Source organism: Kitasatospora sp. NPDC088346, from assembly GCF_044740765.1.
Lineage (GTDB): Bacteria > Actinomycetota > Actinomycetes > Streptomycetales > Streptomycetaceae > Kitasatospora.
Map to the genome: position 1 here is coordinate 1 of NZ_JBIURH010000146.1, position 2711 is coordinate 2711.

Here is a 2711-nt window from a genome sequence, read left to right on the forward strand (position 1 = left end):
GCTCACGTGCGCGGTCTGCGGATCGACTGGCCGGGGCTGCTGGCCGACCGCGGCGGTCGTGCGGTGGAGCTGCCGACCTACGCCTTCCAGCGCGATTGGTACTGGCTGGAGCCGACCGCGCCCGCACAGGGTGCGGGTCTGGCGACGGTCGACCGTGTGGATTCCCGCTTCTGGGAGGCCGTCGAGAGCGAGGACCTGACCGCCCTGGCGGCGACCCTCGACGTCGAGGGCGGCAGTGAGCTCGGTGCGGTGCTGCCGATGCTGGCGGCCTGGCGCCGTCAGAGCCGCGAGCAGTCGACCGTCGACGGCTGGCGCTACCGGATCAGCTGGAAGCCGGTGACCGACACCGGCGCCGGCACGCCGTCCGGCACCTGGTTGCTCGCCGTTCCGGCAGGCCACGGTGGTGACGCTGCTGTCGCTACGGGACTGGAGGAGCTGTTCGCAGGTCGGCGGATCGATCTGCGGCGCGTCGAGGTCGACTGCGCCACCGACGACCGCGACAGCCTCGCGGAGCAGCTGCGCGACACCGTCTCGGACGGTGTGTCCGTTGCCGGTGTGGTGTCGTTGCTGGCTGCGGCCGGTGGTGCGGTGGCCACGCTGACGCTGGTGCAGGCGCTGGGTGATGCCGAGGTGGGCGCTCCCCTGTGGTGTGTGACGCGTGGTGCGGTGGCGACGGGTCGTTCTGAGCGGGTGGCCGATCCGGTGCAGGCGCAGGTCTGGGGTCTGGGCCGGGTGGTTGCTCTGGAGCACCCGGAGCGCTGGGGCGGGTTGATCGACCTGCCGGAAGCCCTCGACGGCAAGGTCCTCTCGCGTCTCGCGGGTGTGCTGGCCGGTGGTGGTGAGGACCAGGTGGCGGTGCGTGCCTCCGGGGTGTTCGGCCGTCGTCTGGTGCGGGCCGTTCGTGGCGAGGCCGCCGGGTGGTCGCCGTCGGGGACGGTGCTGGTGACCGGTGGTACGGGTGCGCTGGGTGCGGAGGTGTCGCGCTGGCTGGCCCGGGGCGGTGCGGAGCACCTGGTGCTGACCAGCCGCCGGGGTCTGGACGCGCCGGGTGCGGTCGAGCTGCGGGACGAGCTGTCCGAGCTGGGTGTGACGGTGACGGTCGCCGCGTGTGACGTCGCGGACCGGGAGGCGCTGGCCGAGCTGCTCTCCGCGCACCGGCTGTCGGCGGTGTTCCATACCGCTGGTGTGCTGGACGATGGTGTGGTGGACGGTCTGACGGCTGAGCGTTTCGCCACGGTGGCGCGTCCGAAGGTGGATGCGGCCCGTAACCTGCACGAGCTGACGGCGGACCACGACCTGACGGCGTTCGTGCTGTTCTCCTCGATGGCGGGTTCGGTCGGCAGTGCCGGTCAGGGCAACTACGCCGCCGCCAACGCCTTCCTGGACGCGCTCGCCGAGCAGCGTCGTGCGGACGGTCTGCCGGCGACGTCGATCGCCTGGGGTGCGTGGGCGGAAGCCGGCCTCGCCACCGAGGATGTCGTGGCCGACCGACTGCGTCGCGACGGAGTCGTCGGGATGACACCGACCCTCGCCATCAGTGCGATGCAGCACGCCCTGGATCAGGGCGACACCGCGCCGACGATCGCGGCGGTGGACTGGGAACGGGTGGCGGCCGAATCGGCTGCTGTGCGGGCGGGTCGGCTGTTCGACGAGATTCCCGAGGCGCGTCGGGTCCTGGAGGCTGCTCGGGCGGCGTCCTCGGAGACGGCGACGGTCGGTTCCTCGCTGGCGCAGCGGCTGGCCGGGATGTCGGTGGCCGAGCGTGACCGGGCGGTCCTGGACCTGGTGCGTGCGCAGGTGGCGGCCGTCCTCGGTTACGCCGGGTCGGAGTCGGTCGAGGCGGGTCGGGCGTTCAAGGAGCTGGGCTTCGACTCGCTGACCGCCGTCGACCTGCGCAACCGTCTGAACGCGGCGACCGGCCTGCGGCTCTCCGCGACCCTGGTCTTCGACTACCCCTCGGCGACGGCTCTGGCGGAGCACCTGGGCGCGGAGCTGGTGGGTGCCCGCCCGGCGGTGCTGATGCCGACTGCGGTCCTGCCCTCGGCGCTGTCGGCGGACGAGCCGATCGCGATCGTCGCCATGAGCTGCCGTTTCCCGGGTGGTGCCAACACTCCCGAGGAGCTGTGGGAGCTGCTGCTGTCCGGCGGCGACGCGGTCGGGGAGTTCCCGTCGGACCGTGGCTGGGACGTCGAGTCCCTCTACCACCCGGACCCGAGCCACCAGGGCACCACGTACGCCCGCGAGGGCGGGTTCCTCTCCACGGCGACCGACTTCGATCCGATGTTCTTCGGGATCTCGCCGCGTGAGGCGCTGTCGATGGACCCGCAGCAGCGGCTGCTGCTGGAGACCTCCTGGGAGGCCTTCGAACGGGCCGGCATCGATCCGACCTCGGTACGCGGAACGCAGGCCGGTGTCTTCGTCGGCACCAACGGTCAGGACTACGCGAACCTGCTGGTCGACGGCCTGGAGGGGGTCGAGGGTCACCGGTTGACCGGCACGGCCACGAGTGTGGTGTCCGGCCGGCTGTCGTACACCTTCGGTCTTGAGGGGCCGGCGGTGTCGGTGGACACGGCGTGCTCGGCGTCGCTGGTCGCTCTGCACCTCGCGGTGCAGGCTCTGCGGAACGGTGAGTGCGATCTGGCGCTGGCCGGTGGTGTGACGGTGATGTCGACGCCGGACCTGTTCGTGGAGTTCAGCCGGCAGCGTGGTCT

General features: G+C 71.9%; 1 protein-coding gene. It reads left to right on the plus strand.

Translation table 11 applies throughout. The annotated features are described in order from the left end of the window. A partial coding sequence (locus ACIOFR_RS42020) for an SDR family NAD(P)-dependent oxidoreductase (protein WP_401006082.1) occupies positions 1-2711 on the plus strand: 2711 nt, incomplete at both ends.